Annotated in this window: 22 protein-coding genes; 10 read left to right on the top strand and 12 right to left on the bottom strand. The window is 49.8% G+C overall.

Going from position 1 to position 26,023, the window contains the following annotated elements; all coding sequences use genetic code 11:
• Nucleotides 1-30: 30 nt before the first annotated feature.
• Nucleotides 31-801 (bottom strand): YebC/PmpR family DNA-binding transcriptional regulator, encoded by a 771-nt coding sequence (locus EL633_RS16585; RefSeq protein WP_126628251.1) that lies wholly within the window; start codon nt 799-801, stop codon nt 31-33.
• A 469-nt stretch (nt 802-1,270) separates the two neighbouring features.
• Between EL633_RS16585 and EL633_RS16590 the strand changes: the two genes are divergently transcribed.
• The 8 genes from EL633_RS16590 to EL633_RS16625 all read left to right on the top strand — a co-directional run bounded on the left by EL633_RS16590 (nt 1,271) and on the right by EL633_RS16625 (nt 7,550).
• Nucleotides 1,271-1,651 carry a YraN family protein gene (locus EL633_RS16590; protein ID WP_126628252.1) on the top strand — a complete coding sequence of 127 codons (381 nt, stop codon included), beginning with the start codon at nt 1,271-1,273 and terminating at the stop codon, nt 1,649-1,651.
• A 62-nt stretch (nt 1,652-1,713) separates the two neighbouring features.
• Entirely contained in the window at nt 1,714-2,250 is a 537-nt protein-coding gene (locus EL633_RS16595; protein ID WP_126628253.1) for a zinc ribbon domain-containing protein, read from the top strand.
• A 563-nt stretch (nt 2,251-2,813) separates the two neighbouring features.
• Nucleotides 2,814-3,053 (top strand): hypothetical protein, encoded by a 240-nt coding sequence (locus EL633_RS16600; protein WP_126628254.1) that lies wholly within the window; start codon nt 2,814-2,816, stop codon nt 3,051-3,053.
• A gap of 257 nt (nt 3,054-3,310) precedes the next feature.
• The gene (gene tsaE / locus EL633_RS16605) at nt 3,311-3,886 is read left to right on the top strand and encodes a tRNA (adenosine(37)-N6)-threonylcarbamoyltransferase complex ATPase subunit type 1 TsaE (protein WP_218027506.1); all 576 of its coding nucleotides are present in this window, start codon (nt 3,311-3,313) and stop codon (nt 3,884-3,886) included.
• The gene (gene tsaB, locus EL633_RS16610; protein WP_161982190.1) at nt 3,867-4,688 is read left to right on the top strand and encodes a tRNA (adenosine(37)-N6)-threonylcarbamoyltransferase complex dimerization subunit type 1 TsaB; all 822 of its coding nucleotides are present in this window, start codon (nt 3,867-3,869) and stop codon (nt 4,686-4,688) included. The genes tsaE and tsaB overlap by 20 nt, the downstream gene beginning before the upstream one ends.
• Entirely contained in the window at nt 4,672-5,307 is a 636-nt protein-coding gene (gene rimI, locus EL633_RS16615) for a ribosomal protein S18-alanine N-acetyltransferase (protein ID WP_218027507.1), read from the top strand. Before tsaB ends, rimI begins: the two co-directional genes overlap by 17 nt.
• A 48-nt stretch (nt 5,308-5,355) precedes the next feature.
• On the top strand, nt 5,356-6,531 hold the full coding sequence (tsaD, locus tag EL633_RS16620; RefSeq protein WP_126628257.1) for a tRNA (adenosine(37)-N6)-threonylcarbamoyltransferase complex transferase subunit TsaD: 1,176 nt from the start codon (nt 5,356-5,358) through the stop codon (nt 6,529-6,531).
• A gap of 8 nt (nt 6,532-6,539) precedes the next feature.
• The gene (locus EL633_RS16625; RefSeq protein WP_126628258.1) at nt 6,540-7,550 is read left to right on the top strand and encodes an ROK family protein; all 1,011 of its coding nucleotides are present in this window, start codon (nt 6,540-6,542) and stop codon (nt 7,548-7,550) included.
• Between the two features lie 471 nt (nt 7,551-8,021).
• On the opposite strand, the gene metG is transcribed toward EL633_RS16625, so the two are convergent.
• Both metG and EL633_RS16635 read right to left on the bottom strand, forming a co-directional pair.
• The gene (gene metG / locus EL633_RS16630; protein ID WP_126628259.1) at nt 8,022-9,692 is read right to left on the bottom strand and encodes a methionine--tRNA ligase; all 1,671 of its coding nucleotides are present in this window, start codon (nt 9,690-9,692) and stop codon (nt 8,022-8,024) included.
• A 202-nt stretch (nt 9,693-9,894) separates the two neighbouring features.
• Nucleotides 9,895-10,914, bottom strand: a complete 1,020-nt coding sequence (locus EL633_RS16635) for a ThiF family adenylyltransferase (protein ID WP_126628260.1) — start codon at nt 10,912-10,914, stop codon at nt 9,895-9,897.
• Nucleotides 10,915-11,184: 270 nt separating this feature from the next.
• Between EL633_RS16635 and EL633_RS16640 the strand changes: the two genes are divergently transcribed.
• Together EL633_RS16640 and EL633_RS16645 are read left to right on the top strand one after the other, a co-directional pair.
• Nucleotides 11,185-11,631 carry a response regulator transcription factor gene (locus EL633_RS16640; protein ID WP_126628261.1) on the top strand — a complete coding sequence of 149 codons (447 nt, stop codon included), beginning with the start codon at nt 11,185-11,187 and terminating at the stop codon, nt 11,629-11,631.
• Nucleotides 11,632-11,678: 47 nt separating this feature from the next.
• Nucleotides 11,679-12,179, top strand: coding sequence for a response regulator transcription factor (locus EL633_RS16645; RefSeq protein ID WP_126628262.1), 501 nt, complete (start codon nt 11,679-11,681; stop codon nt 12,177-12,179).
• A gap of 41 nt (nt 12,180-12,220) precedes the next feature.
• Here EL633_RS16645 and EL633_RS16650 read toward each other — a convergent pair whose 3' ends face one another.
• From EL633_RS16650 to EL633_RS16690, 9 genes are all read right to left on the bottom strand, one after another.
• A complete protein-coding gene (locus EL633_RS16650; protein WP_126628263.1) occupies nt 12,221-13,225 on the bottom strand; it encodes an ABC transporter ATP-binding protein in 1,005 nt (334 codons plus the stop codon).
• 15 nt (nt 13,226-13,240) lie between these two features.
• Entirely contained in the window at nt 13,241-14,218 is a 978-nt protein-coding gene (locus tag EL633_RS16655; RefSeq protein ID WP_126628264.1) for an ABC transporter ATP-binding protein, read from the bottom strand.
• A gap of 17 nt (nt 14,219-14,235) precedes the next feature.
• On the bottom strand, nt 14,236-15,366 hold the full coding sequence (locus tag EL633_RS16660) for an ABC transporter permease (RefSeq protein WP_126628265.1): 1,131 nt from the start codon (nt 15,364-15,366) through the stop codon (nt 14,236-14,238).
• 8 nt (nt 15,367-15,374) lie between these two features.
• Nucleotides 15,375-16,334, bottom strand: a complete 960-nt coding sequence (locus tag EL633_RS16665) for an ABC transporter permease (protein ID WP_126628266.1) — start codon at nt 16,332-16,334, stop codon at nt 15,375-15,377.
• A 551-nt stretch (nt 16,335-16,885) separates the two neighbouring features.
• Nucleotides 16,886-18,601, bottom strand: a complete 1,716-nt coding sequence (locus tag EL633_RS16670; RefSeq protein WP_126628267.1) for a peptide ABC transporter substrate-binding protein — start codon at nt 18,599-18,601, stop codon at nt 16,886-16,888.
• Between the two features lie 541 nt (nt 18,602-19,142).
• Complete coding sequence (locus EL633_RS16675) at nt 19,143-20,879, bottom strand: peptide ABC transporter substrate-binding protein (RefSeq protein WP_126628268.1); 1,737 nt, start codon at nt 20,877-20,879, stop codon at nt 19,143-19,145.
• A gap of 279 nt (nt 20,880-21,158) precedes the next feature.
• Nucleotides 21,159-22,601 (bottom strand): hypothetical protein, encoded by a 1,443-nt coding sequence (locus EL633_RS16680; RefSeq protein ID WP_126628269.1) that lies wholly within the window; start codon nt 22,599-22,601, stop codon nt 21,159-21,161.
• Between the two features lie 123 nt (nt 22,602-22,724).
• Nucleotides 22,725-23,504, bottom strand: a complete 780-nt coding sequence (locus EL633_RS16685; RefSeq protein ID WP_126628270.1) for a hypothetical protein — start codon at nt 23,502-23,504, stop codon at nt 22,725-22,727.
• A gap of 196 nt (nt 23,505-23,700) precedes the next feature.
• Nucleotides 23,701-25,941, bottom strand: coding sequence for a tetratricopeptide repeat protein (locus EL633_RS16690; RefSeq protein ID WP_126628271.1), 2,241 nt, complete (start codon nt 25,939-25,941; stop codon nt 23,701-23,703).
• Between the last annotated feature and the right edge of the window lie 82 nt (nt 25,942-26,023).

The raw sequence follows: 26,023 nt of genomic DNA on the forward strand, positions 1-26,023 counted from the left end.
GCGACCTCTACAAAAAAAGTTACATGTTACTTACGCGTTGTAGGAAGCCGCAAATTCTTCTGGGAAATCAGCATTCGTGTAGACGTTCTGGACATCGTCCAGATCTTCTAGCTTCTCAATCAGGCGGATCGCCTGGTGGGCCGTTTTCTCTTCATCCAATTCGATTCTGGTCTTTGGTACCAGGGTACTCTCGGCCTTTAACACTTTATAGCCGTGCTCTTCAAGTGCATTCTGTACTTTTTCCAGTTCAGTGTGCGCTGGATCGGTATAGACTGTCAGCGTTTCATCGCCTGGATTGGCAGGCTCAACATCCTCTGCACCCAGATCAATCGCTTCTAGCGAGAGCTCATCGGCATCATGGCCATCCAGTTCAACTTCGATGACCCCTTTATTTTCAAACAGCCAGTCCACGCAGCCATTCTCACCCATGTTGCCTGCATTACGATTGAATGCGTTACGTACCTCGGCAACCGTACGGTTCCGGTTCTCGGTCAATGTTTGTACCAGAATCGCGGTACCGCCAGGACCATAGCCTTCGTAAGTGATCTCCTCAAGGTTGTTGTCCTCACTACCACCGAGTGCACGCTTAATATTGCGCTCAATGTTATCCATTGGCATGTTGGCGTCGCGTGCTCGTTGTACCGCAATACGCAGGCGGAAATTTGCAGCTGTGTCTCCACTGTTGCCCTCACGTACCGCGACAACGATCTCGCGTCCTAGTCGAGTGAACAGTTGGCCCCGGCGTGCATCATTGACGCCTTTTGAGCGGCGAATCTGTGCCCACTTTGAATGTCCTGACATATCGTTGCTCCCCTAATCTATTCAGAAGATTCTCTCTATAAAATATGCCGTAAGCATATATTACATGTTGCTGTGTGTTATCAATAGCTGTCGGGCCTATTTTAACACGAACGGGTATAGAGCGTCGAGGGGGCTATGCTGTGAAGTTCGCGGATTTGCGTCCCCTCCATGTTCCCTCCTTTCATTCTAGCTCGATCGCCAGTATCGATCCGCCATGGCTTTATATTCGCTGGCAGGATTTTTTTGCTTGCTACCGTCCAGCTTTTTTGTGTTAAAATGAGCATAGCACACGCTATTTTGCGCTGCCGAGACGAAAAATTCGCCTACGCTCATTTTTATGCCCAATTTAAGCCCGACCAGGGATCCTCAACAGGATCTGTGACCTATCTATACAACACAACGGCTAACAAAGCGTACATAGATACAGAGTAGTTATGTGGTGGAGTTTGAGAAGGAAGTATAAAAATCTATGCACCTATCTGGTCATGGGGCACGTCAGGGGCTGGGACGAACCGGTGAGCGCCTGGCTGCGGCACAATTAGTACAATCAGGTTATAGTATTCTGGAACACAACTTTCGTTGTCGTTATGGAGAGATTGATCTGGTTGCTGAACATGATGCTGACCTCGTCTTTATTGAGGTCAAGACCCGACGGGGGGTAAGCCATGGTTTGCCAGAAGAGGCCGTCAATCGTCGGAAACAACAAAAAATTATCCAGGTAGGTCAATACTATCTGTTGCAACATGATTATAGTATGCGTGCCTGGCGTGTTGATGTGGTGGCTGTCCAACTGAGTGTGGCTGGCCGTCTTGAAGAGATCCGTATCTATCAACATGCATTTACTGAATAAATCAATTTCAGCTATTATATTCGGATGATCTATCTCGCAAGGGATTTATGGAGGCAATTTAAATGAGTGATTTTCTTTCATCGGCCAAAAACTTTGTGAATTCGGCCGTGAGCCGCACCAGCTGGGAAGCACAGAAGCAGATGCGTGTGCGCAGTAAACAGACCGAGATTGATAAGTTATTGGAGCAGCGCCATCAATTGATGGATGAATTGGGCCAGGTTGCTATGAATCTTTATCAGCAGGGCTCGCTCAGTGATTCTCAGCTGTCGCGTTTATGCGCCAGTATCTTTGAGTTGGACCATGATTTGCGTTCACGTGAGACGCAGCTTCAGGATGCTAAAAATGAGGCGTATCCCGCAGATCAATTTGGGCCAGAGCCAACTATGAATTATGCTCCACCCACGCCTTCATCTAATGCCAGCGCGCCCGGTAATCCACCTAACAACAACTATAACAATGCTAATGCTGGTGGCTATGTACCGCCAACCTCAACCCCTAACGCAGCTCCAGATGCTCAGTCGCAACGTTGTCCACACTGTGGCAATCCCCTGCGCCCCAATGCCCTCTATTGCCGAAATTGCGGCACCAAACTGCGCTAATAACAGCAAACACAGGTCTTTTGCGAAGATGTGGTGGGTATCTAGCAATTAATATCACTAGATACCCACCACATCCTCATCTATTCTGCACCAACCAACAAAAAAAGGAATGGGGGCGCCTGCGCTCTCCAGGCTGGCATAAAAACTTTCAACCCGGTTAACGCCATGTGCAAGGTTTCCACATACCCACTCTTTTGAGGAGGAAAATGACGAGGTGGTCGCGACCACCTCGTCATTTTCCTCCTCAAAACACGCGAGAGCCGTAGGCGCGAGATGTGAGGGATCGAACTTGTACATGGCGTTGGTTAAGAACCACACACGCCCATACTTCATTATATCGAAAAACACCTATACTACAATTGTCTATGTAGTATAACATACTATGTAATATAATACTATTACATATAGCACGCTAAAAATGTGAAGCACCTCATGGATTCATCTACCTTTCCAGACTACAATTCCCCCATAAGAACCGCACGTGCTACGTGCTACGGAGTGGTCTCTTACAGGATAGTGAAAGCTATCACTACTATTGATACATACGGAAAGGGAATTTATTCATGAACAATACAATTCAAAAGAACACCGAAATGAATGCAGAAGTAGCCAGCATCGAGCTCAATGATCAGGAACTTGCCGAGGTCGTAGGCGCCTTTGGCCCTTGCTGCGGAGTAGACCTGGATGCTTGTTGTGGAGGTGCCCATTTCCTCCATCATCGCCATCACCACCATCATCATATCCATCACATCCAGGCTAGCGATCCCTGCTGCGATCCCTGCTGCGATCCCTGCTGCCGCTAATCCACTCTATTCCAACCCAACCTTCCATTTAAAATGCCTGCGGTCCCCGTCCATGCACGACGGGGACCGCAGGCATTTTTTATTTTCCTCGTTCAGCCAGATTGTCGTACCAAGTTCCTTGTATGCTATAATGGTATTCACTATTCTCTCTGTGTGTTTGGGGCGTTTGGCTTTTTTTATTCTGGTGTGTGGGGTGGGAATAGCTATTTGAAACCGTGAACTCGGTTGTATGCTACTAAACGGTAGGGAGGCTTCCAGTGCGCGAGGAGCGTGATGCAGATCTGTCTGTTCAGGATGGGTCCTGTTCTCTTGAGGTGGTGAGTCAGCGGGCAAGTCAGACACAGCGTTTAGGGATGGCTCTAGGCGCTTTATTGCAGGCTGGCGATCTGATTTTGTTGGACGGACAACTCGGGGCGGGCAAGACGACGTTTACCCAGGGTCTGGCAAAAGGGATGAATGTAACGGATGTAGTGAATAGCCCGACCTTTACACTGTTAAAGGAATATATGGGGTCGTCTACGGTATCTCAGGCGCAAGATCAGAAGAACGCGGCTGGCGCAAAATTGGCGCTTTATCACTTTGATCTGTATCGGCTGGATGATCCTGATGAGATTATCGATCTCGGTTTTGAAGATTACTTTTATGGTTCAGGTGTGTGTGTGGTTGAGTGGGCAGGTAAAGCAGATGAACTCTGGCCTGTGGATCGACTATATATTCACTTGAGCTCTGTGGATGAAACGAAGCGCCGGTTGTTATTTGTGGCAACTGGTGCCCGCTATTGTGAACTGCTACAACAGTTACAGAAGAATATGTATGCTATTACTCGCTCTTGATACTTCAACTCGCTTTGCGAGCGTGGCTTTATGCTCAGAAAATGAGTTGTTCAGCGAATATACCTGGTATGCGGAAAACAATCATAGCGTTGATTTGTTGGAGCGTATTCAAAGTATGACGGCTAAACGACAAATTTCTTTGCAGCAGCTTGATGCGATTGCAGTGGCGACGGGGCCCGGCTCGTTTAATGGAGTACGGGTTGCTCTGGCTGCGGCTAAAGCTCTGGCTTTTTCATTGCAGAAGCCGTTGATAGGTGTTGGGACGCTTGATGTGATTGCGGCCCAGCAGCAGCAGTGGCGTGGTCCCATCTGTGCGATTTTAGAGGCTGGTCGCTCTGAACTCTATGCAGCCTGCTATCTTTCAGAGGAGCAGGGCTCGACTGATGCCGATGTGCGCTATCGTCAGCAACAGGTTGGAGATTATTTTCTAGGTACGGCTCCGCAGTTGCTTGAGCATCTTCAGTCCCAAATAGCCAGATGGCCTGTCCCTATCTCAACGCCGGTGCTTTTTTGCGGAGAGATTAAGCCCGCATCGCGCCAGGCTCTGCAGCAGGGTATGGCAGGGCAGAGCCGGATAAGGGATGGCCTCCTCTCGACCCGTCATGCTTCGGTGCTGGCTTATCTGGCCATGCAACGTTTGCAGGATGGGAAGATCGACGATCCTTTGCTACTGGAACCATTATATCTGCGCCGGCCATCTATTACGAAAAGTTCGCGCAAGCAAGCATTGCTTGGAGCAGAATCACCACAGGCTATCGATCATGATACGAAAGAAAGGGAACAGGGTGCGTTACGCCATTGAACGAATGACGATGTCGGACGTGCCTCGCGTTATAGAGATTGAGCGTCTGGCTTATCCATCAACGTGGCCTCCGAGCGCCTATCGCAAGGAACTACAAGATAATCGTTGGGCGCACTATATCGTTTTACGCGATAAGCACATCTTTGAGGAGCAGTCAGCGGTAACTTCGGAACCAGAAAAGGTTCGTAAGACGCGTCCGTTTCCGCTTTCACTTTTGCCTAGTCGGCCAGCGGTAACTGCACCATCGCCGGACCTGGCAGCTATTATTGGCTTCTCTGGCCTCTGGCTGATGGTCGATGAGGCCCATATTACTACCATTGCTATGCACCCGGACTTCCGTGGGAATGGCCTGGGTGAATTTTTATTGGTGAGCTTGATTGATATTTCATATAATATAGGGGCAAAATGGGTTACATTAGAGGTGCGTGTCTCCAATCATACGGCCCAGAATCTTTATCGTAAATATGGGTTCCGTGAAGCTGGTGTACGGCATCGCTATTATAGCGATAATCAAGAAGATGCTTTAATTATGTGGACCGATGAGATCAACTCTCCTGCTTATAAACAAAAATTTCTAGAATTAAAGGCGGCATTGTTACAAAAACTAGAGGCAAAATAGTCGTCTGTGTGTTTGTGTGTGATAGCTGCGTTGCCGGGGATATAATCTATGCTTGTACTGGGTATTGAAAGTTCATGTGATGAGACCGGGGCCTCGGTCGTGCGAGATGGGCGTTATCTGCTCTCCAACGTGGTGGCCTCACAAATTGAAATTCATAATCGTTATGGTGGTGTTGTCCCCGAGGTAGCCTCGCGCCAACAAATTGCGGCTATTATTCCTGTGGTGGAAACGGCGCTGGCTCAGGCTTCTTGTTCCTGGGAGGATCTGGATGCGATCTCAGCAACCTATGGCCCTGGCCTGGCAGGTTCATTGCTGGTAGGCTTGACGGTTGGTAAGACGCTGGCTCTGGCCCGCAATAAGCCGTTCCTGGGCGTCAATCATCTGGAGGCTCATATGTATGCCAACTGGCTGCGCAATGAGCCTGCGCCGGTTGAGGCCGTGGCGGAGAGTGCTAAACGCGATCAGCCAGGCGATCCGCTTTTTCCGTTGATCTGTCTGGTGATCTCAGGTGCGCACAGTGAAATTGTGCTGGTACGGGACCATGGAGACTATCAATTGCTTGGCCGTACGCGCGACGACGCGGCTGGCGAGGCGCTGGATAAGGTTTCTCGTGTGCTGGGACTTGGCTATCCAGGTGGACCAGCAATTCAGCGAATGGCGCAGCAGGCAGAGGATGCGTATGTAGCGCAGAAGAAGACCGTTAAGAAGGCGCGTAATGCCTATCGATTGCCACGCGCATGGCTGCGTGGCACCTATGATTTTAGCTTTAGTGGCGTCAAGACTGCGATGCTGCACCTGGCCGAGGGAGCTACTGACGCTGCACGTACCCTCCAGAATGGGAAGCCAGCGACCCAGTACACACGTTATACACGTATGGGTGAACAGGCTGCCCAGGAGGGAGCACCTGACGTAGCGCTGCTGGCATCAGGTTTTCAGGAAGCGATCGTTGATGTCCTGGCCGTCAAGACACGCATGGCTGCGCAAGAATACCAGGTGAAGCAGGTGATTCTGGCCGGCGGCGTGGCTGCTAATCTTAGCCTGCGCGCGCGTATGCGCCAGGAGCTAGATCCACTTGGCATTCGCCTGAGCTATCCCTCCATTGATTTTTGTACTGATAATGCCGCAATGATTGCGAGTGCAGCCTTTTTCCATCTCAGTTTAGGTGAACACCATGGCATGGAACTGGATGTTCAACCTGGATTAAGTCTGCCATTTAGAAAGTGAGACGCATAATGCCAAAGTCAAAGGCCTATGCATTGGGAATTGATCTGGGCGGTACCAAAACTCTGGCCGCAGTCATTGATCTTTCCTCTGGAAGCGTTGTGGCTTCTGCGCGTAAGCGCACACGTGCGGAACGTGGACAGGATTTTGTATCGCAACGCACAATTGAGTTGGCGAATGCTGCAATTACAGCGGCGAAACTACCTGAAGATGCTGAATTGTTGGCTATTGGGGTGGGTGCGGCCGGCCAGATTGATCGTGCGGCTGGCGTGGTGCTGGATGCTCCAAATCTGGGTGTACGCAATATGCCGCTGGGCGAGATTTTAAGTAAACGCTTTAATCTGCCTGTGGTGGTTGGTAATGATGTTGAGGTCGCAGCCATGGGTGAAAGCCTCTATGGTTCTGGCCGTGGCTATAATAACTTTGTCTGCCTCTTTGTCGGCACAGGTATTGGATCCGGCATTGTGCAGAATGGCCGCATGTATACTGGCCTGACCGGCACGGCTGGTGAAGCCGGGCATATGACCATTCAGGCGGGTGGCCGTATCTGTGGCTGTGGCTCGCGTGGCTGTCTTGAGGCCTATGCCTCACGTACAGCCATTACTAAGGCGATCATGGGTGAGATTCATCACGGCCGTTCATCGATTCTGGCTGATGAGGCATTAGGGCAGCTGAAAGAGGGCGATACAATTATTCGCTCTGGCATCATTGCTAACGCCATTAATCAAAAAGATGAGCTGGTTACTGAGATCGTGACCGAGGCCGCCAATTATCTGGGCTATGGCCTGGCCTCGATCATGAATTTTTATAATCCTGATTGCATCATCCTGGGTGGTGGTGTTATTGAAGCAGTTGACCTGCTCTTTGAGACAGCAGTTAACCGTGCCCGCAATGTGGCCCTTTCCTCTTCGGCCAAGAAGACTCCAATCGTACGTGCCAAATTGGGCGATTTCTCTGGCGTCGTCGGCGCCGCCGCTCTAGGAGCCATGAGCACCGGCTATAAACTTGAGCCCAAAAACTAACACCCCCATCTAGCGCAATAAGAAAAGACGGACGTATCCAGATACGTCCGTCTTTTCTGTATTTTCAATATCAATAAATACACAAAAATAGCAAAAAACCATAAAAGAATAAATAAATATAGTAGCGGCAGCCCTGGCGGCTGCGAACGTCCCCCTCACGAGCGTAGCCGCACACACCACGAGCTCACCTCCCATTACGTCTCGCTCAGTGACCATCTCCGCCCACCTTCCCCCGAGATCATGTTTATGCACGTAAACGCAAGGGAAGGTGGGTGGAGGGAATCGTGAAGGGAGGCTAGAGGGTACGTGCTTTTAAAGTGCTTGCTAGCTTCGCTCGATAGGGGACGTTCGCAGCCGCCAGGGCTGCCGCTACTGCTCGTTTATATTCTTTTTGCGGCATTATTTGAATTTTGTGACCAGTATGTTTCATTAAAATATACTGGTCACAAAGGGATGCTTTTATGCGTTGTGTTATTCGGTGGCGGCCACGGCCTCTTCTAGTTTGGGGAAGAGGGGGGCAGGCTTGGGTAGGGTGATACCAGCTGGAATTGTTTGTGGCTCCCATGCCTGGGTGGCAACATCACCCTCAAAGCCCAGATAGCCATGCAACTTTTGGGATGAGAAGGGCAGGTAAGGACAGAAGAGCAGGTGTAAGCCACTGAGTACCTGTATTATGGTGTAGATTGTGGTTCCGGCTGCCTCACGATCGACCTTGATCTGTTTCCATGGAGCCTGTTCATCCAGGTAGCGGTTGGCTGCGCGTGCGACGATCATGGCGGAGTTCAGGCCTTCTTTAAAGTGGCAGTGGGAGATCTGCTCGCCAACGACTCTGAAGCCGTTATCAAGCTCATCCAGGATGGCCTGGTCGACAGGACGCAGGGTCTGTGGCTGTGGAACAACCCCACCAAATTTGCTCTGTAAAAATGTCAGGGTGCGATGTACCACGTTGCCATAGGTGGCGACCAGTTCGTCATTATTGCGGCGAATCATTTCGTCAAAGGTAAAGTCACTGTCACGACCCTCAGGGGCTGCAGCCGATAGATAATAGCGTATCGTGTCTGCCCCATATTTTTCCAGCACATCTTTGGTCCAGATGGCATTCCCGCGACTACTCGAGGCCTTGGCTCCGCTCATGGTCATAAACTCATTGGCGGGCACATCATAAGGCAGGTTGCGGTTGCCGTAGCCCAGGAGCATGGCGGGCCAGATGATCGTATGGAAAGGAATATTATCCTTACCGATAAAGTAGTAAGGTTTGACTGGCGGCTCAACCTGTCCTGGCACCCACCAGGTTTTCCAGGCTTCTGGATTGCCGTGCTTTTCCGCCCATTCGACAGAGGCTGAGTAATAACCAATGACCGCGTCAAACCAGACATAGATGCGCTTATCCTCATAGCCTTCCAGCGGGATCGGCACACCCCAGTCCAGGTCGCGAGTAATGGCACGGGCACGCAGTCCCTCTTTAAGCCAGTTCATGGCAAAGGCCAGTGTATTTGGACGCCAGTGTTCTTTACCGTGTTCGAGCCATTGCATAAGCGGCTCTTGCAATTTTGGGAGATCCAGGAAGAAATGCTCGGTCATGCGCATCTCAAGCTTGCTATCCTTACTGCCACACAATTTGCATTTTGCATCGAGCAGATCGATCGGATCAAGCGTGTGCCCACAGTTATCACACTGGTCGCCACGGGCGCCCGTATAGCCACAGAGTGGGCAGGTGCCTTCCACATAGCGATCGGGTAGGAAGCGGCGGTCGGTTGGACAATAAGCAGACTGCATACTGTCTTTAAAGATATAGCCTTTATCGTGTAGGGTCAGAAAAAAATCTTGCGTGATCTGATAATGATTCTGGGTTCCGGTCTCGGTATAGAGGTCCCATGAGATGCCGAGCCTCTCCCAAACCTCGGTGATCTGACGATGATAGTTGGCGACAAATTCGCGGGGTGAGATGCCGAGCCGTTCGGATTCAACCATGATCGGGGTGCCATGCTCATCACTACCTGAGACCATTAACACCTGGTCCCCCGCCATGCGATGATAACGTGCAAAGGTGTCTGCCGGTAGATAGGCACCAGCGACCTGCCCAACGTGTGTCGATGTTTTTGCGTATGGCCAGGCTACGCAGACAAGAATATGCTCATTCATAAAATCTATGTTCTCCCTTTATAGGTTTGAAGGATTGTGTGGTGAATGGGGGGAGGATCTTCTATTCAACCTTCTGCGTATCTCAACGTAACCACACCAGAGAAAAACAGGAGATGAACCACGGGTATTATAACAAGTGTGGCGGATGAGTACAAGCACCATTTTGTGCGGCTGCCTGTACTCACCTACGAGCCCTCCTCTTTTACATACCAATGTAGCGGGTGTAGACTGAGCGTGCAACTTGCTGGTCGTCGGTTCCTTTAATGATGGCGCGTGCATCGGGAAAGACGGTGAATTCATAGCCGTCGACCTGGAAACGTAACAGGTAATTATTATACTGAACCTCACCGATGGGTTGTAGGCGTTCGGCCAGTTCCACAAAATTCAGTTTTACTGGCTGGCCCGGATTGGTGTTGCGTACCTGGACCGCGTTGCGCCCGCAGAGGCTGGTGCTGCTGGTGCCACGGGCATCCAGAAAGGTAAAGCGCTGCTCACCACAGGCAGGACAATCCGGTTGGCGTGGTATCTCGATGCGCTCAAACGTATTCTCCCACAGATCCAGCCAGGTCATATCACGGCTGACCTTATCGCTATTCAGTACTATTTTCAAGGCTTCCGTGGACACAATGCCGGTGATGGCTCCTACGATACCATTCAGCACGCCCGCTGTATCACAGGTTGGGGTTGCGCCAGGAGGAGGAAGTTCTGGGAACGCACAACGCAGGCAGGCTGTCTGGCCCGGTATAATATTCATGGTCACTCCGTAAGCGGCAATGACCCCGCTATAGATCCAGGGCTTCTGGTGCTTTACGCAAGCATCGTTGAGAATATAGCGCGTCTCAAAATTGTCCGTGGCATCCAGTATTAGATCGGTCTCGCGGACCAGCGACTCGATGCCATCGGCAGTAATATCATCGACCAGCGCTTCAACTTCAACCTCGCTATTAATGCGTGCCAGCCGCCGTTTGGCGGCCACCGCCTTTGGCAAATGTTCCGCCACATCGTCTTCATCAAACAGAATTTGTCGCTGCAGGTTATTGAGTTCAATATAATCTCGATCAGCAATCACCAGATGTCCCACACCCGCGCGACACAAATTATTGGCCAGCACCGTCCCCAGCGCTCCACATCCGATAATTGTCACCTTCGCCTCGCCCAGGCGCTCTTGCCCCTTTTTTCCAATCGGACCAAACAGCGTTTGTCGTGAATAGCGCTCAAGCATCGCGTATCTTCCCCTTCTCAGTCGTACAGCCAGATAGTTGTCCTTTGTATTGTAGCACGCGCTCAATCATAGTGTCTCTCTCTATCCTATAATTCGGACTCGTGGCCGCTTACATCGTGGTCGATGCTCATCTGGCGGACATTGGTTGGCCTGCTGGTAAAAGTTGGCAGCACTGTACAACTGTGCTACAATGCGAGGGGTAACAAAACACTTTTTAGGAATGTGTAACCAGTACATTGTGCGATTCTTTGCGAGAGGCATCTAATCTAAATGAGCGGCATCAATGCAATAAAGAAAGTATTGGTTATCGATGACAACCCAACAATTGTTGAGCTCATCAAATATGCAGTAAATTTGCAGGGCTCATACGAGGTCGTTGTCGCATATGATGGAGTTCAAGGACTCGAGCGCGTGTATGCTGAACAACCGGATTGTGTCATCATTGATGTAAAAATGCCTAAGATGGATGGCTACCAGCTGGTACGCTGCTTACGCGGTGATGCTAACACTGCGAATGTGCCGTTGATCATTTTAAGTGCCATGACCCGTGAAGAGGATCAGATGACGGGGCTGCTTTCAGGTGCGGATGAATATTTGACCAAACCGTTTAAACCGACCGCCTTAAATTCAGCCATCGAGCGCGTGCTTCGCCTGACTCCCGCTGAGCGTCAACGCCGCACTGATTCCCTGGTACAAACGCAATCCGAGCGTGAATAACAGCATTTTTTTTGCGTATATAAAGTGTTCGATTGTTTTTCTTTAGAATGCCTACCAGGCATGTCCGGTGCAGTAGTGCGATCAGACGTGCGAAATGGGTGTTCGCCTTTGTCGTTATAAATCAGCGCTGGTGCGCATGTGAGCTACAAACATTGCGTAGGTTACATATTCTTTTTGTGGACCATGATCCACACATACAGGACAGGATGAAACATGCGCTGGGTGGCGAGTTTGCAGTACAGTGTGTCGGGTCTGTCCCAGAGGCTCAGTTTAGCCTCTCACAATCTCCGCCTGATATCCTTATTTCAGAGGTGGTTGTGGGGCAGGAGAGCGGCTTAGATCTGTGTCGCTTTGTGCGTAGTGTTTCTTCTCTTCAGCATCTTCCAATTATGTTGTTAACCTCAATGGCAACCTTACAGGATAAAGTTGCTGGTTTCCAGGCTGGAACCGATGATTATGTGGTGAAACCATTTGATGTTCATCATCTGGTGGCCCGTATCAGGTTGCTGGCAAGAATAAAGCGTCTGGAGCGGCGTACAACCGTCTAGACGCTTTATTCTCGTGTGCAATTTTCTGCTACCAGGGCTAATTAGCCGGGGAAGTGGCAGGCTGCATAGTGGTTGGACTGCTTTTCTTCCAGTTGTGGAATAACCTCGCGACAGATAGCCTGTGCTTTCCAACAACGAGGATGGAAGTTACAGCCACTGGGTGGATTGACCGGGCTGGGAACGTCACCTTCCAGAATGATACGCTTACGACGTAGCTCAACCTCTGGATCAGGCACTGGAATAGCTGAAAGCAGGGCCTGAGTGTATGGATGCAGTGGCGTCTCATACAGGCTCTCACTTTTCGCCAGCTCAACAACACGCCCCAGATACATTACAGCGACACGATCGCTGATGTGTTTTACCACTGAGAGGTTGTGGGCTACAAACAGATATGTCAGGCCGAATTTTCCCTGCAAGTCTTGTAGCAGGTTCAGAACCTGTGCCTGGATCGAAACGTCAAGCGCTGAGACCGGCTCGTCGGCAACCACAAAGGATGGATGCAAGGCCAGGGCGCGGGCAATACCGATACGCTGACGCTGACCACCACTGAACTCATGGGCGAAACGATTAACATAAAACGGATTGAGTCCCACGGTCTCCATCAGGTTGGCAACCTCTTCCTGAATCTGTTTACTGTTGCCACGATGGAAGTTTTCCAGGGGCTCAGAAATGATCTGACCAATGGTATAGCGTGGATCCAGTGAGCTATAGGGATCCTGGAAGACCATCTGCATCTCTGCGCGCTTGCGGCGAATATCGTTTGACGAAGCTGTGGTGAGCTCAACGCCATCCAGTTTCACGGAACCCTCGGTTGGTTTGATCAACTGCAGAATGGCGCGGCCAGTGGTTGATTTACCACAACCACTTTCACCAACCAGACCGAGTGTCTCACCACGACGGACAAAGAGATCAACCCCGTCGACCGCCTTAACCTGTCCTACGGTGCGCCCAAGGATACCGCCCTTTACAGGAAAGTGAACCTTGAGTCCTTTGACATCCACAAGTGTGGTTCCAATGGCTTTTTTATTCTGAACTTCTTGTACCATAGTTTTCCTCTTGCGCTAGTTTGGATAGAAGCATGCTGCAGTTTGTTCACCACGACCAACGAGCTGGAGCTCTGGTCTCTCCTGGCGACAGCGTTCCTGCACTTTGGGACAACGTGAGGCGTAAGGGCACCCCTTGGGAATATTGACCATGTCGGGTGGCTGTCCCGCGATAGGCGTAAGCCGTGAACCACGCACATCATCTACGCGCGGAATCGATTGTAGAAGTCCCACGGTATAAGGGTGAGCCGGAGACTCAAAGATCTGTTTAACAGGAGCTGATTCCACGATGTGTCCGGCATACATGACATTGACGTATTGACATGTGCCGGCGACAACACCCAGGTCGTGGGTGATCATCATCACTGCGGTGCCAAACTCCTGTGATAGACCCTTCATCAGCTCCAGAACCTGGGCCTGAATAGTAACGTCCAGGGCGGTGGTGGGCTCATCGGCAATCAACAACTGAGGATTACAGGCCAGGGCGATAGCGATCATAACACGTTGACGCATACCACCACTGAATTCGTGGGGATAGTTTTTGGCGCGTCTCTTCGCGTCAGGAATACGAACCAGGTCCAGCATTTCGACCGCACGACGCCATGCCTGATCGTTGCTCACATCTTTGCGGTGTCGCTTCACTGTTTCGGCGATCTGATAGCCGACCGTAAATACTGGATTCAGCGAGGTCATGGGATCCTGGAAGATCATCGAGATTTTGCTACCACGTAGCTCGGTTAGCTCGTCTCGGCTTTTGTCCAAAATATTTTCGCCGTTAAAGAGGATCTCTCCACCGGCGATTTTGCCAGGAGGTGTCGCGATCAGCCGCATCACGGAGAGGGCGGTGACGCTTTTTCCGCTTCCGCTTTCGCCTACAACGCCCAGGGTTTGACCTGGTTTCATAATAAACGAGACATCGTCAACGGCTTTGACCACACCTCCTCTCGTGTAGAAGTAGGTCTTTAAGTTATTGACTTCCAGCAAATTTGCTGCCATATATCTATCTCCACTTACTAGTCTTTTGAATGAGGATCGAAAGCGTCGCGCAATCCATCACCTATAAATGAGAATGATAGCACGATGATGACAAGTGTCAAGGATGGGACTAAGAGCTCCCAGGGATAAGCCGACAGGGACTGTGAAGCATCGGAAATCATCAAACCAATACTTGCTCCCGGTGGTTGTACACCCAGGCCAAGGTAACTGATACCGGCTTCACCGATGATTGTACCTGTGATATTCAGGGTTGAGGCAACCATGACGATGCTGAACAGGTTGGGCACGATGTGTCGGGTTAAAATGGTGAAATCACTGGTACCTGAGGTTTTTGCGGCTTCAATGAACTGTTGCTCTTTGAGTTGCAGTGTCTGTCCACGCACATAGCGTGCCATTAATGGCCACGCAGTAAGGGCCAGCACAATTGAGATTAACAACAGGCGGGCATTACCACCTGGACCCACAATAGGAATAACGCTCAGGTGATCATCGGCCCAGTTGCCCAGGATACCGGCGACCAGGATGATGAAGAGCAGACCAGGAAAGGCGAACAACAGGTCGGCCAGACGGGCCAGGAACTGATCGATCCAACCACCATAATAACCTGCCAGTACGCCGACCGTGATACCCAATGAGATATCAACGACTTCAACGACGACCGCCAGAGTGATTGAGATCAACATACCTTGCATCAGGCGGGCCAAGATGTCACGGCCAATACCATCTGTTCCCAACCAATACTGGGCTGATGGCCCTTCATGGGCTCGATCTAATTCTTGATGATCAAATGTATGGTAGAGATCAGGACCTATTATTTTGGTACTCAAATCCCCTTTATATGGTCCTCCAATATGATGATAGATGAAGGGACCAAATACGGCAATTACAATCATCAAGACAATAATTATCAGGCTGGTCATGGCGCGTTTATCGCGGCGGAAACGACTGAGCGATTCCTGAAAAGGTGTGCGTGGCTTTTTGGCTTTAGCCACTGGCTCGCTATCCGTTATCAGCGCATCTTCTGCCAGGGGGGCTACATTTTCATGCCCTGGTGTGGTGCTCAGTTCAAATTCAGGCTCAACAGAATTTGATGTAGGTGCGATAAATCCGGACGCATTTGTTTCGTTATTGCGATTGCTTGAATCCATGTCTTCTCCTATGAAACTTTAATGCGAGGGTCTACCACTGTATACAGCAGGTCAGATAAAAGATTCCCTAACACGACTGCCGTTGCCAGCAATACCGTTGTAGCCTGGATGACTGGATAGTCACGTGTCGTAATAGACTGAATGGTGATATAGCCAATTCCTGAGATGTTGAAGACGCTCTCAGTGAAGAAGGCACCTGAGACCAGGAAACCGAGCGAGACACCTAACACGGTGATGATCGGAATCAATGCGTTGCGCATCGCGTGGCGATAGATAACGATACGCTCTTTCAGTCCTTTGGCACGTGCGGTCCTGATGTAGTCCTGACGCAGAATTTCCAGCGTACTGGTACGCGTGAGGCGGGCAAAATATGCTAGACCGATCGCTGCATAGATAAGGATTGGACCTATTTTCGCCTGGATATCACTTGGTGAATATTGCCAGGTATTACCCCAACCCGAAACTGGCCAACTCAGGCCTATCGAAAGGTGTAGATAGACAATTGCCACCTGGAAGAGAGACGCAAGGATAAAGGATGGAACCGCAAACAGGAAGATTGCAATTCCCATGCTGGTGGTATCGATCCAGGTACCAGATTTCAACGCACTCAAAATACCCAGCGGGACACCAATAATCAATTGAATAAATAATCCCCACAAACCTAATTCCAGAGAAGTAGGTACGCCATCCGCCAGAATTTCCGCTACAGGACGGTTCATAGTCTGGAAGGAATAGCCGAGGTTACCTTGTAAGAGACGAAAAATGTAGTTGAAATACTGCTGATACCAGGGCAGATCTAATCCATAAGCATGCTTGAGCCGCATGTATTGATCAGCGTTGAAATGTTGCCCTAACATTTCCTGAATAGGATCACCCGGGGCCGCATATCCAATGATGAACGTGATAAATGTCACGCCAGCAAGGACAAAAATCAGGCCAATGAGCCTTTTAATGATAAATTGAGCCATCTTGAACCTTCTACTCCCTTGTTTAAAGCATCTGGGGTTACAATGGTCGTACCTGTGAAACGGCTACAAAGTAGACAAAAAATGGAATCGGATACACTTTAGATTGCAGCATCCAGGCTTGAGCTTCGTACGCCAAATGTTTCTCGTTATCCTGTAACGGAGTCACGCTAAGGGACGTTGCTCGTGTATCCTTTGTACTGTTGTATGCCAGCTGTATCTATGCGAGGCACCTTTCGCTAGATCTCTGTCCAAATAACTACAACAGGTCGTCATACATGAGCTGATTTTTTGCTATTTTATGTGAGGGCGCTATTATTGTCAAGGTAACTGGCTATCATATATGTAATTTTGCCTATGGCCTTGATGGTAAATATGTATACCCTTTGACACTCCACGTGTCTGAGCAGAAATAGGATGCTTTTGTCCGCCCCTTTGCGGCTAGCTTTGCTCATACGATCCTGTATCCTGCGCAATAGGACAGGGATAACGTATGGTTGCCCATCCATTATCCCTGGTTCTGTGGCAGGCTCGCCTGCCACAGTGTGCACTATTTAGTGATTGGCGATATAGACTTTTGCCCACTCGAATGGAGGGGTAGCGTCACCAGCATTGAAGGTACGACCTACGACATAGCTCTTCAACACCCGTGAGCGAGCCAACTGGAAGATTGGCAGCCAGACAACGTCGTTGACCAGAGTCTGCTCAGCGTCGTTGTAAGCTTGCATGCGCTTGGTGTTGTCCTGCTCAACGTCAGCAGCTGTCAATGCACTCTGTACTTTGACCTGATTAGCTGCATCTGCAGACTTATTCTGGCCCCAGTTGGTAGCATTGTTGGGGGAATCTTTGGTGAACTGCAGGGTCAGGAAGTCCTGAGGATCTGGATAGTCATCGCCCCAGCCGGTCTGGAACATCTGCAAGCTGGCATTACCAACAGTTTTAGGCTGAGCGGCACTCAGTGTCTCGAAGTCGGTGGGGACAGCCTGAACGTTTGCGCCCAGTACATCTTTCCACTGTGCAACGGCGACGGCCATTTCTTTGTCGGTGTCAGGGCTACCGCTTGCGTACTGGAATTTAATCTTTGGCAGTGCGGCAGCGTTGGCATAACCGGCTTCTTTCAAACCAGTATCGAACAACTGTTTGGCCAGGGTTGGGTTGCCAGCTGTACTGGTGGTGCCATCCGGGCCTTTCAGGTTCTCATTGTAACCAGGCATACCTTTCGGTACGATGTGGTTCGTTGGGGTATAGACGTCTTTGTAAACGGTTTTGATGATCGCATCTTTATTCAGAGCAAGAGCGAAGGCTTTACGGATGTTGATATTGTCGAATGGCTTGGCCAGGTAGTTCATTCCATAGTAGAAGATGGAGAGAACTGGTACTTTGTGATACTCTTTACCGGCCTTGGCTTCTGCCAGATAGTCGGTTGGTACCGCAGCCTGGTCAATCTGGCCATTTTTGTAGGCCTGATATGCTGTTGCCGATGTTTTGTAGAAAGTGCTGACGACCTTGATGGTTGGTTTGGCTTTGTTGTAGTTAGCATTTGGTACAAAGACAATACGCTTACCATGGGTGTACTCTTGTACCTTGAATGGTCCTGTGCCGCCGCCTTCATTCAGGTGGTCGGTGAAGTTTTTGCCATACTTGGTGACTAGATCTTTATCAACCACAAACGCGGTCGAATAGGTCAGAGTAGCCAGGAAGTAGCTAGCAGGCTGATTGATCTTAATGACAATGGTGTCCTTATCTGGTGTGGTGATGCTGTCATTGATGATCGTTTTGATTTTGCCGGCCAGGAGTTTATCTGAATCCTGAATGAGGTTAAGATAGCTAGGAGCAGCTGGAGAAGCCAGATCAGGTTGCAGTGCGCGATCCAGGCTATAAGCCACATCAGCTGAAGTAACTTCGCGGCCGCTGCTAAACTTCAAACCGGGGTGCAATTTGAATGTATAGGTTTTACCACCATCGGTAACATTCCAGGAATCGGCCAGTTCTGGTACGACCTTCTGGTCGTTGTCCAGAGAGACCAGGCCAGTGAAGACCATGCCGATGGCCTGCAGGGAGGTCTGTGTGGTTGCCATTGCAGGATCAAATGTTTTGATATCCTGAATTCCGACTAATGGCCAGTTAAATACTTGTTTGTCGGCCGGGGCTTTGTCTCCACTGGGTTTAGCAGTTCCAGCGTCGCCGCCGCCACAGGCGCTCAGCACGGTTGCCATCAGGATCAGCATGGTTGCAATGATACCTAATGCCGATTTCTTTTGCGTTCGCATCAAGGCTTCTCCTTATAAAGGAATAAAGATGAGTGATGGAAAGTCTTTTTCGCTTTAGTGATATGTGGCAATACCTGGATCAGGTTTTGCTGCATCACATGTTCCCCATTTGCGAAAGAGGCTACTCCTGTTCTTTTTTTCATGGAATACTTTTCATTCTACTGGTGAAAAGATTTATATTCCATGGTCATACATACATTAACCATTCACAGTAGACGTATATGAGCTGTCCGGATTAGAAATAGAGACGGCTCGGTGTTAAATGGAACTGTGATTATTGGTCTTTGTATAATAATTACGTCATGGCCTGGGCAAATCTCACACAAACTGACCAAATAAAATAGAGAATTATAAAAAGTCTTTGAATATTTAGCTTGAATGTCTGATTTTTGCTTCAACTCACACTCGTTCCCTGACGGGAACTTGCTTTATTTTATTATATATTGAAAAATTGTGCCGTGCACAATTTTTCAATATATAATATTAAGCACTGTTGGTGCAAAGTAGCATGAAATGCTAAGTGTGTCGCAGCTGTGTCGCATTATTGAACGCGATAAATTTTTGCCCAATCATCGGGTGAGATGCTATCCTGGCCATTATCCACTATGCCCACAATTGCGGGGGTGCGTAGAAACGTCTCGGTAACCTGCTGCATTGGCAGCCAGGCAACATCATTAATAAGCTGCTGCTCGGCACTTTGATAACTTTGCTGGCGTTCGCCAGGTGTGCGATTGGCATCTGCATCCAGTAATTGTTTCTGTACCAGTTGCTGTTGGGCGGCTGTACTACTGGTATTCTGGCCATAATTCATATTGTTGTTTGGAGAGCCCTTGCTAAATTGCTGCGAAAGCCAGTCCTGCGGATCAGGATATTCTCCTACCCAGGCCAGACCCCACATCTGGATTCCGTTGGCGTTGCCGGTGGCTGCGGTAACTTTATCCAGCAAGGTATTATAATCTACTGGATCTGCTATGACCTGGATGTTAAGGACTTTTTGCCACATCTGGGTCAGCACTTTCACTTCCTGGTCAAAGGTGCCAATGCCGGATACATAGGTGAGGTGGATAGGTGGTATCTGCGCGACTGTGGTCCACTTCTCTTCCTGTAAACCTTGTTTCAGTAGCTCCTGGGCTTTTTTGGAATTTCCTTGTAGATTGTTTGTACCATCGGGGCCAGTAGTTTTTGTGCTATAGCCAGGCATACCTTCAGGCACGATATGGTTGGTGGCCCTGGCGGTCCCCTTCCAGACATCGTTGGCGATGGTTGTTTTGTCGATGGCCAGAGCAAAGGCCTGACGGATATGGATGTTGTCAAAGGGTTTGGTCAGATAGTTCATGCTATAGTAGTTGATCCATTGCTGCGGGATCTGATGGAAATCTTTGCGCTTCTTGTCGTTGGTAAAGGTGTTTATGGGCACACCAGTCATATCGAGTTGGTTGTTGGCATAGGCCTGGTAGGCCTCTTGTGACGTATTGTAAAAGATATAGGACACTTTTTGGAACTGGGGTTGGGCATTATAATACTTTTTGTTTGGCACAAAATCGATACGTGAGCGATGGGCATATGTATCAACTTTGAAGGGGCCGGCTCCTCCGCCTTCGTTGAGATGGTCGGTAAACTGGGACTTGTATTTGTCGATCAGGCTTTTTTCTACGACATAGGAGCAAGGATAGGTTAACATTGAGGGAAAATAGGCGGCCTGCTTATTGGTCGTAATGACGATGGTCTGTTTATCTGGCGTCAGGATACTATCGTTGATTAGTGTAGGAATGCGTCCAGCCAGTAATTGATCGGAATCTTTGATCAGACGTAAATAGATGGGTGCGATGGTTGATTTTGTCTCAGGTTGTAGCGCACGATCCAGGCTATATGCTACATCAGTAGACGTCAATTGAGTACCATCGCTAAAGGTGAGATGGGGTTTCAACTTAAAGGTCCAGGTAATACCGTCACTTTCCTGTTTCCATGATTGGGCCAGTTGCGGCCGAACCTGTAGTTTATCGTCCAGCTGTACGAGTCCTGTAAACATCATCTGAATTGCTTTGGTTGAGACAGGATCGTGGGCGAGCGCTGGATCCAGGGTATCGAAGTCTGTGACTCCTACCAGAGGAGCGGTAAAAATTTGTTTGTTTTGCGGTGCTTTTGTGCGCACTTGATTGGTGGTGTCATTACCACCGCCAAATGGACTGCTACAGGCTGCCAGGAGCAGCGCTAAGAGACAGCTCAGGAGCAAGAGCCTGGGCTGACTTGCCATTGAGCCTCGTCTTCCAATTGACATCAGGGCCTCTCCTTCAAGTTCACGGACAAAAAAAATATATCTCTGCCATGTCTGATTGATGGTGGGGAGTGGTCATGCAATCGTGTGTGCACGATTGCCGTTTGGATTGTATGTTTTAGCTGTGAGAATTGTCAGTACCATAAGTAAAGCAGTGGTACCAGACTGGTTTTTCCTTGTCACCATGATGCTTGAGATACATGGTGTATATGAATGTCCAGCCAGGAGGCCACTGCTTATGATAAACAATGCGTGTTTATGGTCTTTTCGCGTTACCAGCCATTACAACTGTGAAATGAGTCCATCGCGCTTACCCAGTGCGGCAGCTCGCAGAGCGATGTGCAGGTAGCCTTCGATATGTGTACTGGCCAGATCTTTTGGCCAGCTGATAAACTCATCACTAGCTGCCTGGACGATTTGCAATGAATGGCCCTGATCGATCGTGGTATCATTCATGGCGGCTACCAGACTGATGGTACCAAAGAGTGCGCGTGGATCATGTCCCAGTCTCAAATAGCGTTGGGCCGTAGAGAATGCACCACGGAGATCTTTGTCCTGCAACTGGCTCTCCAGGGTCTCCAATTGACTGACTGCGATCAACCCGCCGCCTGTGCCAGCGTGAGCCTCTGTCTGTGGCAGGGTGCTTGGATTGGTCTGTGAAGCCAGTTCTTTATACAGACTATTCACATACGATGCCGCCGTAAAGAGCAGATTGTAGACCTCTTCATCCTGTACCTGGCGGAAGACATTGTGGGCTGCCGAAGCGTACAGTAAGCCATGTGAGGCACGAATAAACAGATCCCGATCCTCGTCGCCGATTTGCTGAAGAATGGTGGCGGCCGCCAGTGAAATTACTGCGGCTACTGCGCGGGGAGAAGCTTCACCTTTGATCAGGACATCGTAGACATTTTCACAGACGCGTGTGGTGTCCGCATCGCTGAGAATGATCTGCTGTAAGGGCAGGGCACTGGCATTTTTGGGTGCTGAGAGACGTGTACGCAGGCTGGCAATGCTATGTTTGGGTTCAGCGATATAGTTACGCACAACCGGTGCCCAGTCTGCTTCGGGTTTCTGTGGTTGCAATGTCAGGTGTGGAGCCAGCCAATGCAACATTGTTGGTGTCTCGTTACCCCACTCAACCGCATCCAGAAGTTGGAAGCCGCGCTGTGTATAGATCAGTGGATGTCCGCCATTACCAAAGTTGGTGGCAATGGCCTCATAGGTTCGTACCTGTAAGGTGCGATAGTCAGCGCCGGTACCGTAGAGTCCAAGCAAAATACGTTCCGTCAGACTCACGTCGTTCTCTGTAATGGCGCGATTCATGACGTCGTTGACGCTCTCATTCGTATCAAGTAACTCGCTTGGGAAGAAGGCTTTAGGCTTCTCATACCTAGCGTTCTGGCCATTGCGAACCGCGGGTGCCGCCGTGATCAGGGCGCGTACAAATAGTGGCAGGGTACGGATCTGTGGTGGCAGTTCGGTATCCAATGGTGCTGGTCGGACACGTAAGGCGCGTGCCAGCATTGCCGCTGCCGCCAGGGTAATGGTGACATGGCCTTCGGGATCGCCTTTGCTGGCGAGCACACCGATCCGACCGATCAAGACATCGGCATTGCGATCTTGCTCTAATAGCGCACGTGCGCTGGAAACAATGCGTGTATTATCTCCGCTGACTACTGCATCAATCAGCGTTGAGAGATCCACTCTCAGTTCTACTGCAGCCATATATGACTCCTACATATGTAAAATCTTATTCCGAAACCCAACGCTGCTCTCGCAGTTACTGCTGAGCAGTCAGGTTTTCGGATAAGTAGTAAGCACGTATTTATAAGAACGTGCATAGAGATACTACTCTTCTTTAAGTTCGCGAATAGCATTTTCTATACGGGGAATTTCTGCATATTCTTCGTCGATCAATTTATAAGCTCGACTCAGATAAAGCTCCGCTAATTTCGCGCCACGCTCGTCAGGTGCGATGGCAGCTTTCGCAATTTCGGAGCCACGATATTTATCGGGTAGCAGACGAGCCAGGCGTTCAATGCGTTGTTGTGTATCCTGGAGTGCTGCTTTATCTTGCCCCTCAACCGCATAGCGAGCCATACCAACAAGTTTGCCAACTTCGGCCAATTTTTGCCGTTCGGACATGCTTTGGAGCAGGAGCCCTTCAGCATCTAGATCCTCGATGGGAGTTGCTTCTGGCAGTGTCGTTTTGGCAGGTTGCTTGGAGATTTGGCTGGCCTGTGAAATGGTGTCGGCATAGAGTTGAGCATATTCCTGGCTGCTGGTTGCGGCCATCTGCATACGCTCGACTTCCTCACTTGAGGTTGTCCCTATATCACAGAGATCGTCATCGCGGCGGTCGGCTAGTATTTCTAATTGTTCCAGGCTCATTCCTTCTTCAAGCATAGGTGGAATGGGCATACCTGCGATACTCTCGGCTCCCTGTAACTCCTCTGAAGGAATCTGGGCTGCAAAGAGAGGAGGTAGATACTTCGCGATCGACATGGGTATGGGTGGTACGAGACAATAGGTACTATAAACAACTCGCGAGTTGCTTCTACTTCTTGCTATGAAAATAGCATGCCCTTTGGGGGCTTGTGGATTTCCACGTAAGAATTGTATACCCATAACGAAGTGTCCCTTCAACTTTCGGGGAGAAAGGCGATCATTGATCGCCTTTCCCTTAATTGTAATAGTTTTTTTTCAAGGTAGTAATAGCTACTACTTGAGCTAATTTTGAGAAGGAATGGTTTTCGGCTGCTTTTAACCTTCAATAGGCACGCAGCACGCCTTCTAGTATATCATTGATTGCAATATTTCTGCTTTAGAGACTGCGACGAAGTTGTGCCAGGCGTTTGACCAGATCGCTATTGCGCTGAATTTCTTCTGTCGTGAGTTCTTCCCCGCCGATGGGAATGTCAGCCTCATAGTTCTGGAGCCGTAGGACGACTTCCTGGGATCCGGCAATGCGCACAAAATTTGTGAGCAGCTCTCGTGCCTGAGCATCATTGTTCTGGCGCAAGTCAGTAACGGCCGTCTGGGCGTATTGTTCCGCATATTGGCGTAAGAACAGTGACCAGCGTTGTGGTGTACTGATACTATTCATAACGTTTTCAACCTGGACAATGGCTTTGCTTTGTTCGTCGCGAGCACGTTCAAAGTCACCACGTAGTAGATAGATGGCGCCTCGTGCGAAGCGCGTATCAGCAACCCCGAGCGGACGACGTTGCTGATGATAGCGATGTAAGGCCTGCTCAAAATCCTGGAGCGCCTGATCCTGTTCATCTTTCGCACGATTGGCCAGCCCACGGGTGAGGTAAGCGTCGGCCTCGTTCACTTGATCGTCGGTCTGGCGATAGCGAACCAGGGCGGCCTCACAATTTTCCAGTGCCTCATCCCACTGTTGCTGCCCAATGTGTGCCTGGGCCACTCCAAGCACGGCCGAGCCATCACCATCGGTATTTTCGAGCAACTGATATTGTCGGCCTGCTTCATAGAACGTATTGAGCGCGGTTTCTAGCTCACCTTTGGCCAGCAGTGCCTGTGCATTTCCTAGCACTGTTTCGGTTGCCAGAGTGGCCTGCTGCAAGCTTTCAGCCTGTTTGTGGGCCTGGGTAAAGAGCTGTTCCGCTTCGCTAAAATCTCCTTCAGCCAGCCGCAATTGACCACGGACGGCCAGGATTTCTGGCTGTAATTGTTTGGATAGCTCGTTATGTTTGCTGTGCTCCTCGGCAGTTTTGAGTTGGGTTTCAGCATCACTTAGATTACCGTTTAAGATAGACAAGCGTGCCAGTCCGATCTCCGCAGCAATTATGACCGGGATACCGATGGCTTGATCCGTTCTCTCTCCTTGTTCATGAGCATCGGTGAAGATTTTTTTCGCCTGGACCAGTTCACCTTTTTGTTTATGCACCAGTCCTAGTGTCAGCAGGGCTCGACCCTCAACATCAGGATTATTCAGGGTATTGGCTTGTTTGAGTGCATCTTCCAGCGTTTGTTTGGCCCGGCTCAGGAAACCACGTTGATATTGGATTGCGCCCAGACCAACCAGCGTTTCTGCCTGTCCCAATCGATATGAGACGGCCTGATATGTGCGTAATGAGCGCTCCATGATGGCGTTCGCGTAGGAGATCTGACCGCGGCGCAGGTTAACTTCACCTAGCAAACGACCGGCATTGGCGGTACCAAGTGCGTTATGTTGATCGCTATAAATTTGTAGTGCTGACTGTGCGGCAATCAAGGCTTGATCGATCTGCGATTGCAGGAAGTTGATCTCGCCCAGGCCCAGATTGGCGTCGGCCTGACCTAATTCATATTCGATCAAGCCGGCGCGATTAAGTGCATCGGCCAGGATATTGCTGGCTTCATCCAGCAGTTCCTCACCGATATAGATCTGGCCCAGCCCAACCTGAGCATCGACGATCCCATAGTTGTCACTATTTTGCTGGTAGATTTCCAGGGCGCGCTTATAAGCGCTCTCGGCAGCGCTAAAGTCGCGGTTCATGCGCTGGATATCCGCCAGGCTACGGCTGGCATCCGCCTCATTGGTTGTTTCATTCGCTTCTTTAAAGAAGCGGATTGCATCCTGATAGTGTTCCGCCGCATAAGTAGTGTTGGCCCGCTGTAATTCAATATGTCCCAGCGCTAGCTCAACATTACCCAGACCCTTGGCATTCTGCTGCTTACGATAGATCTGTTCCGCTTTTTGGTACGCATCCTGGGCCCGATCTAAATGAGCCAGGCGCCGCTCTACATGTCCCATTGAGAGCGACGTTGAAGCCACGAGCAGTTGACGTTCAGCCTGTTCATAATGTCGAATTGCACGTTGATAGCTGTTAATCGCTGCTTCAAGGGCATTATTCTGATCTTGAATATCAGCGACCATCGCCCGGCAATCGCCGGCCTGCTTAAAATCGCCAATCATACGAAAACGAATCTCAGCGTCCCCGAAAGCCTCGGTCGCCTGATCTAACTTGCCATCATTATAGGCAGTAAAGCCAGCCTGCAGCCTCTGTTCCGCAAGCTGGCGATCCTTCTCTTTTTTTTCGTTTTCTGATGTCGTCATAACTTATATATTCCTTAACTCATGTTTTGCTGAGTGTAGACGGTGAGTTCTTTAAGTTCTGTTCTATTGTATATTCCCTGGC

This window comes from Dictyobacter alpinus (assembly GCF_003967575.1).
GTDB lineage: Bacteria > Chloroflexota > Ktedonobacteria > Ktedonobacterales > Ktedonobacteraceae > Dictyobacter > Dictyobacter alpinus.